6 protein-coding genes are annotated in these 7622 nt (G+C 69.0%); 1 reads left to right on the top strand and 5 read right to left on the bottom strand.

The window, feature by feature from the left end; all coding sequences use genetic code 11:
- Positions 1-110: 110 nt before the first annotated feature.
- From ACTHNQ_RS09665 to ACTHNQ_RS09645, 5 genes are all read right to left on the bottom strand, one after another.
- Positions 111-518: an L-rhamnose mutarotase gene (locus tag ACTHNQ_RS09665; RefSeq protein WP_440333174.1), complete on the bottom strand. Its 408-nt coding sequence runs from the start codon at positions 516-518 to the stop codon at positions 111-113.
- Positions 519-617: 99 nt separating this feature from the next.
- Positions 618-1400, bottom strand: a complete 783-nt coding sequence (locus ACTHNQ_RS09660) for a nucleotidyltransferase domain-containing protein (protein WP_440333173.1) — start codon at positions 1398-1400, stop codon at positions 618-620.
- Positions 1400-2236, bottom strand: coding sequence for a carbohydrate ABC transporter permease (locus tag ACTHNQ_RS09655; RefSeq protein ID WP_440333175.1), 837 nt, complete (start codon positions 2234-2236; stop codon positions 1400-1402). Before ACTHNQ_RS09655 ends, ACTHNQ_RS09660 begins: the two co-directional genes overlap by 1 nt.
- Positions 2237-2319: 83 nt before the next feature.
- A complete protein-coding gene (locus ACTHNQ_RS09650; RefSeq protein ID WP_440333172.1) occupies positions 2320-3252 on the bottom strand; it encodes a carbohydrate ABC transporter permease in 933 nt (310 codons plus the stop codon).
- 87 nt (positions 3253-3339) lie between these two features.
- Positions 3340-4749 carry an ABC transporter substrate-binding protein gene (locus ACTHNQ_RS09645; protein WP_440333171.1) on the bottom strand — a complete coding sequence of 470 codons (1410 nt, stop codon included), beginning with the start codon at positions 4747-4749 and terminating at the stop codon, positions 3340-3342.
- Between the two features lie 176 nt (positions 4750-4925).
- Here ACTHNQ_RS09645 and ACTHNQ_RS09640 point away from each other — a divergent pair, with 176 nt between their 5' ends.
- On the top strand, positions 4926-7616 hold the full coding sequence (locus ACTHNQ_RS09640; protein WP_440333170.1) for a family 78 glycoside hydrolase catalytic domain: 2691 nt from the start codon (positions 4926-4928) through the stop codon (positions 7614-7616).
- The last annotated feature ends 6 nt before the right edge of the window (positions 7617-7622 follow it).

Genomic DNA, 7622 nt, shown 5'->3' with positions numbered 1-7622 from the left:
GCCCGGCGTCGTGAACACGCGGAAGCGCGTGCCGGAGTTGCCGAACGCCCAGCTGGGCAGCTCGATGCCCTGGCCCTCCAGGGCGGACAGGATGTCGGGTGACAGCGTCGTCATGATGCGGTGCTCTCGTTCTCGTGCGGGGTGTCGGATGCGGCGGCCGCAGCCTGCGCCGCGGTCAGTTGGTCGTGCAGGTGGAAGATCTCGGTGAGGGGTGTGGCCGCCTGGTCGGGCCGGCCGTCCAGGCCGACGAAGAAGCGGGCCATCTCGGCCTCCCAGCGGGCGGCGACCTCGGAGTTCGCGAGGTACGCCTGTGCTGCCGCGTCGTCGTCGGTCTCGTAATACCCGATGAGCCGCCCGCCCTCGCCGAGGAACAGCGAGTAGTTGCGTCGGCCCGCCGCGGCGATCTCGGCGAGCATCTCGGGCCACACCGGCGTGTGCCGGGCGATGTACTCGTCGAGCAGCTCGGGGCGGACCACGAGCTGGAAGCAGACCCGCGTCGTCGCGGTGGTGCTCGTCATCGGTGACTCCTGTAGGACGGGGATGCGGTGCGGAGGCATCCGTTCGTGAATCGTTTCAACGATAGATGGCGACGCGTTCCTTCGCAAGTCGGAAAGCGCTCACCAGTATTCGGCGGGAACGCCTCCTCGCAGCCAGTGCAGCTCGTTGTCGCGAATGAAGGTCGACAGCGCGTCGTCGGGGAGCAGCCCGTCGCCCAGCCAGGCGTCCAGCACCCGCAGGAGCTCGGCGCCCGACGCCGTGTCGGGGTCGTCCAGTACCAGCTCCCAGGCCGCGAGGAAGCCCGCGGGCGTCGAAGCCGCACGCATCAGCTCCGAGATGTACTTCGGCCCGGGCAGCAGGATGCGGTTCGCCGCGAGCGCCGCGCGTGCGGCCGACAGCGCCAGATGCACACCGGCATGCCGGCGCAGGAACCCGTCGCCCCGCTCGGTCGCCTGCCGCAGGAAGTAGGCGCCGTACAAGCGTGCCTGGGCGACGTGGGAACGAATGCGCCCGTCCCACGCATCGTCGGGAAGCGTCGCGATCCGTGCGACCGTGGCCCCGAGGTCGGCCAGCTCGCTCCACGCGACCCGCGCGCCGAGGAAGGACGCGCGCGTCGGGTCGTCGGCGCGCTCGATCGCTGCGGTCAGGTACGACGGGCTGGCGAGCTTGACGTCGATGTACGAGCCCGGATAGTCGGCATCCCGACGCTCCACCCAGGCGAAGCGGCCCCGACCGGTCTCGGTGGCGAAGCGTTCGTCGTCCACGACGAGGTACACGTCGACATCGGAGCCGGGGCGCTCCCTGCCCTGAGCGACCGAGCCGACCAGGACGACGCCCAGGGCGCCGGGCTCGCCGCGGACGGAGTCCACGTACGCGGCGAGCGCCCGCTCGTGCTGCTCCATCAGCCCTTGATGGCCCCGCTGGTCATGCCCGCGACGATCTGCCGGTTGAAGAAGATGTACATGATCAGCGGCGGGATCGTGGTGAGCAGGATGTACATGAACAGCAGGTTGAACTGGCTCACGGTCTGGCTCTGGAAGTTGTACAGGCCCAGCTGCACCGTCGGGTAATCGTTCCCGGGCAGGAAGTACAGCGGGTTCTGGAAGTCGCCGTAGACGAACACCGCCTGCACGACGATGACCGTGACGATCACCGGCTTCAGCAGCGGCAGCACGACGGTGAAGAACAGGCGCATGGGTCCTGCGCCGTCGATGATCGCCGCTTCGTCGAGCTCCTTCGGAATCGTGGCGACGAATGCGCGGAACAGCAGGATGCAGAACGCCAGCCCGAACGTCGCCTCGATCAGGACCATGCCGGGAATCGTCTTGAACAGGCCGACGGTCTGCAGGACCCAGATGGTGGGGACCACTGCGGGCGGAACGATGAGCGCGGCCAGCACGAAGAAGTTGATGATCGGGTTGAGTCGCGAGCGCTTGCGCTGCAGCACGTAGCCGACCATCGCCGCGAACACGACCATGATCGCGCAGCTGAACACCGTGATGACGGTCGTCCACAGGAACGCCCACAGCACCTGGTAGTCGTTCTTCTGCACCGTCTCGACGAAGTTCGGCCAGAACTGCCACTCGGTCGGAAGGCTGAACTCGATGAGGCCCGCCTCCTGCGACGACTTCGACGCCTGCAGGAACACGAAGATGAAGGGCACCAGGAAGACCACGATCGACACGATGATCGCGATGATGCCGACGAGGTACTGCCGCATCCAGCGGCGCACCGTCATGGGGCGGCGGTCCTCCCTCGGGCGGCGCCGGCCGCGGAGTCCGCGGGCGTCGGCGGTCGTGAGGGTCCGGGTCTCGGTGACGGTCACAGGTCCGCCTCCCTTCGGTTCAGGAACCACGAGACCGGCACCATGATCGCGGTGACCACCACGAACAGGATCACGTTGCCGGCCGTGGACAGGCCGAAGAAGCCGGCCTGGTACTGCTTGTAGATGACGGACGCGATCACGTCGCTGGAGAACCCGGGTCCGCCCTTGGTCATCGCCCAGATCATGGCGAACTCGCGAAGGCCTCCGATGAGCGACAGGATGATCACCGTCGCGGTGGCGGGGCGCACGAGCGGCAGGGTGATGTTGCGGAACACCGACCAGGCTCCGGCGCCGTCCATGCGGGCCGCCTCGAAGTACTCGGCGGGGATGGCGACGATGCCGGCCATGAAGATGAGCGTCGCGATGCCGACGCCCTTCCAGATGTCCACCCCGGCGACGGTCAGCAGCGCCAGGCTCGGGTCGGTGTACCACCCCGGCTCGGGGAGGCCGAAGAATCCGAGCACGGCGTTGACGACGCCGTGGAACGGATCGAGCAGGGCCTTGAAGGTCAGGCCCACGCCGATCGTCGAGACCAGGACCGGGAAGAAGACGACGGCGCGAAGGTAGCCGCGGCCGAGCGTCGGACCGGTGAGCAGCAGTGCCAGCGCCAGTCCCAGCACGACCTTCGCGGCAGAGGTCACGAACCCGTAGATGAAGGTGTTGACGAAGCCCTGCACCAGCTGAGGCTCCTGGAAGAACTGGACGAAGTTGTCGAAGCCGATGAACTGGACGTCGAACAGCGTCCAGCGCGTCAGCGAGAAGTAGAAGGACGCGAAGGTCGGGACGGCGAAGAACACGATGAACAGCACCGCGGCCGGGATGTAGAACCAGCTCGGGTAGGGGCTGCGGATGCCTTTGCGCTTGCGCGCGGGCTCCTGCGGCGTCGTCGTCGGCGGGGCCGCCCCGGTCGGGGCTACTGCGGTCGTCATTGATCACTCCTTTGTGAAGCGGGGCCGGCCGGCGGCGTGCCGCCCGCCGGCCCCTGGGTACCTGATCTCAGCGGATCCGGGTGCGGATCACCAGCCCTCGAGGCCCAGCTGCTGGGCCTGCTTCTTCACGTCCTCGTCGTACTGCGCGGCGCCGTCCTCGGGCGAGGTGATACCGGAGCCGACCGCGACGGTGATGTTCTCGAGGTTCGGGCCCTTGATCGGGGACAGGAACTCGAGGGCCGATCCCGTCTTACCGGAGTCGAAGTACGCCTGGATGTCGTTCACGAGGTCCGGCACGTCATCGGGCAGGGTGCACGCGCTCGTGACATACGGGCCTGCGATGGAGCCACCCTCGTTCTGCACCTGGCAGCCCTCATCGGAGTTCGCGAAGGCCACGAACTTCTTGGCCGCCTCGAGCTTGTCGCCCTCGGTCGACTTCGCGATGTAGATCGCGTTGGGCTGCCACATCGTGATCGACGTGTCGGCGGCGTCGGCGGCGGGCAGGGCGAACACGCCGATGTCGTTGACGTTGTCGGGATAGTCCTGCTGCACGGCCGAGATCGTCGCGGACAGCATGGGGTACTGCGCGCCCGCGCCGGTCGCGAGTGCGCCCATGGCCTGGGCGTTGGTCATCGACGCGAAGTCCTCGTTGAGCAGCCCCTTCTCGAACACCTCGGCGCCGTGCGCGAATCCGGCGAACGCCGGCTCCTCGACATACTTGGCCTTCGGGTCGTTGGCGGTGTACTCCTCGGCCCAGTCGGGGTTGACGGCCGAGACGTTCGCGAAGTCGCCGAGCACGAAGAGCTGGCTCGTCCAGGTGTCGCCGAACGACTGCAGGATCGGGGCGACGCCGCCGCCCTCGGCCTTGATCTTCTCGCTGTTGGCGATGAACTCGTCCCACGTCGTCGGGACTTCGAGCCCGAGCTTCTCGTAGACCTTCTTGTTGTAGAGGACCGCGCCGGCGAACGACGTTCCCCAGGGAGCGCCGTACAGTCCGTTGTCGGTGGAGACGACCGCCTTGAAGTCGTCGGTGAGGCCGTCGACCCAGTCCTGGTCGCTCAGGTCGACGAGGGTCTGGTCGGGGTTCAGGGCCTGCAACAGCGACCCCGAGTTGTAGTGGAAGACGTCGTTCATCGAGTCGGTCGACAGCTTCGTCTTCATGAGGTTGTCGCCCTCGGTGCCGCCGGGCTGCGTCTCGAGCTTGACCGTGATGTCGGGGTTGGCCTTCTCGAAGGCGGCGATGAGGGCCTTCGCCTGGTTCGTGTTGGCGTCGTCGCTCTGCGTCAGGTAGCTGATCTCGATCTTGCCGTCGCTCGATCCGCCGCCGCCGCTGCATGCGGCCAGTGGCAGGGCCAGCGCCACGATGCCCGCGCCTGTGAGGAGCACTCTCCTGGTCGGGGAGCTCTTCATCTTTACCTCCTTGTAAAGCTGGACGGTGAGTCCGTCCACGCTGCCGGATTCCTTGATGCCTGTGCTGTACGGATCGATGCCGAGCATTGAAACCATTCAACTCTGGTACGGTACGGCGATTCACCACCAGAGGTCAACAGGTCATGTAGATCGGTCTATCACGATCGTGTAACGGTCTACGCATCTGTTGACACGCAACCGTGAATCGTTTCACGATGGTGGGGCGGGCGGCGAAGCGGCCGCTCCGCCGAAAGGACCCGGCCATGACGGCATCCCTCCCCACTTCCTCGTCCTGCGATGCCGCCACGCGCGTGGTCGGTCTGCGCACGCAGCACGGCGCCGGCCTGCTGGGCGTGCCCCTGCGGGGTCTGCGCCTGAGCTGGCGTGCAGAGACCGACGACCCCGAAGCGCACCTCATCGGCTACCAGATCGCCTCGGGCGCTCCCGAGGGGGAGCTGGAGCCCCTCGACGCGGTGGCGGGGCACCGCACCACCGGCGTCGAGATCCCGGGCGAACTCGCTCCGCGCGAGCGTCGGGCCTTCTCGGTGCGGGTGGCCACCACCGCCGGCTGGAGCGCATGGAGCCCGCCGCTCGTCGTCGAGGCCGGGGTCGACGGTCCGGACCTCGTCGCCGCGGTGATCGGACGGGACACCCCCGCCGACGGCCCCGTCCCGCTGCTGCGCACGGAGTTCCTCCTCGATCGCGTGCCCGCCTTGGCGCGCCTGCGGCTCAGCGCCCTCGGGCTCGTGGATGCCTGGATCAACGGCGTGCGCGCCACCGACGCGCTGCTCACGCCGGGATGGACGTCGTACCAGGAGCGCGTCCTCGTCGACACCCTGGACGTGACCGCGCTGCTGCGCGAAGGAGTCAACGTCGTCGTGCTGGCCGTCGCCGACGGCTGGTACCGGGGAAGCTTCGGGTTCGCCCGTCGGCAGGCGATCTACGGCGACCGCACCGGCGCCCTCGCGCAGATCGAGGCCGACGGCGAGATCGTCGCGAAGACGGATGCCTCGTGGCAGGCCGGCTTCGGCGCCATCCGCAGCGCCAGCATCTACGACGGCACCGTCACTGACCTGCGTCTGGATGACCCCGGCGTGCACCGCCCCGGGTTCGCGGATGGCGGGTGGACGGCGGCATCCGTCGTCGAGGTCGACCAGGCACGCTTCGAGCCGCGCTCGGCGCCTCCTGTCCGGGTCGTCGCCGAACTGCCCATGACGGCGTCCTCGCATGACGGCCGGACCCGGCTCGACGGCGGCCAGAACGTGTCGGGGTGGGTGCGGCTCACCGTGCGCGGCCGCGCCGGCGACGTCGTCACGGTGCGGCACGCCGAGGTGCTCGAGCCGTCGGGAGACCTGCACGTCAAGGCGCTGCGCTCGGCGAGGGCGACCGACGTCTACACGCTGGACCGCGACGGCGAGCACACGCTCGAGCCGGCGTTCACGTTCCACGGGTTCCGGTACGCGGATGTCGACGGCGCCGAGGTCGTCTCGGCGACCGCGGTCGCGATCTCGAGCGACCTCGCCCCCCGCAGCACGTTCTCGTCGTCGCACGAGGCGCTCGACCGGTTCCACTCGAACGTGTTCTGGTCGCAGCGCGACAACTTCGTGTCGGTCCCCACCGACTGCCCGCAGCGGGACGAGCGCCTCGGCTGGACCGGTGACGCGCAGGCGTTCGCCGCCACCGCCAACACGCTCATGGACGCGGAGTCGTTCTGGATGTCGTGGCTGCGCGACCTCGAGATCGACCAGACCGACGAGGGCGGTGTGCCCTCGGTCGTCCCCGACATCATCCGCCCGCAGGACATGCTGATGGGCGGTGTGCCGACCGAGAACATGGGGCGGGCCGGGTGGGCGGATGCCGCCACCATCGTGCCCCTCGCCGTCTATGAGTCGTACGGCTCGGACGAGGTCCTCGCGCGGCAGCGCGGCAGCATGCGACGGTGGGTGGAGCACCTGCGGCGTCGAGCGGCCGACGACGTCGTGCTGCCGGGCGGCGAGTTCCAGTACGGCGACTGGCTCGACCCGGATGCCCCCGGCGAGCGTCCGTGGGAGGCGAAGGTCTCGTCCGACTTCGTGGCGAACGCGTTCTACGCGCACTCGGCCCGGCTGCTGGCGCGGGCTGAGCGCGTCCTCGGCGACGCTGACGCAGCCGAGGAGTACGAGAACCTTGCCGACCGCGTCGGCGCGGCCACGTTCGAGCGCTGGGGCGAGGAGGCGATCCTCACCCAGTCCGGTGCCGCCATGGCGTTGGAGTTCGGGATCGCGCCGGTCGCACGCCGCGACGAGATCGCCGCGGGACTGGCCGAGAACGTGCGTCGCGAGGGCGGCCGGATCGCCACCGGGTTCCTCGGCACGCCGCTCGTGCTGTTCGCACTGTCGAACGCCGGGTACCTGGACGAGGCGTACCTGATGCTGCTGCGCCGCGAGGCGCCGTCCTGGCTCTACCAGGTCGACCGCGGCGCGACCACGGTGTGGGAGCGCTGGGACGCGATCCTGCCCGACGGCAGCATCCATTCCGGCGCGATGGACGCGCTGCCGTCGGAGGAGTCGGCTCGCGAGGAGGGCAGCATGCTCTCGTTCAACCACTACGCGTACGGCGCGGTGATCGACTGGGTCTATCGCACCGTTGCCGGCCTCGCTCCGGATGCCGCCGACCCGGGGTACCGGACAGTCCGGGTGGCGCCGCGGCCGGCCAGCGGCCTCGACCACGCTTCCGCGTCGATCCGAACCCCGCAGGGCCGGCTGGCGATCGACTGGCGGGTCGTCGACGGGGTCTTCGAGGCGATCCTCGACGTGCCGTTCGGCTCCCGTGCGGTGCTCGACCTCCCGGTCACCGAGGGATCCGTCGTCACCGTGGACGGAGCCACGGGGCGCGAAGAACTCGCCCAGGGCAGCCATCGGCTCGTGGTGACCGAGCCCCGCATCGCGCAGGCGCTCGCGCCGGCGCGGACCTGACCACGG

It is taken from the genome of Microbacterium sp. (assembly GCF_051953575.1).
GTDB lineage: Bacteria > Actinomycetota > Actinomycetes > Actinomycetales > Microbacteriaceae > Microbacterium.
Note: the sequence above shows the minus strand (reverse complement) of the source record. Positions and strands in the feature narration are given on the sequence as shown.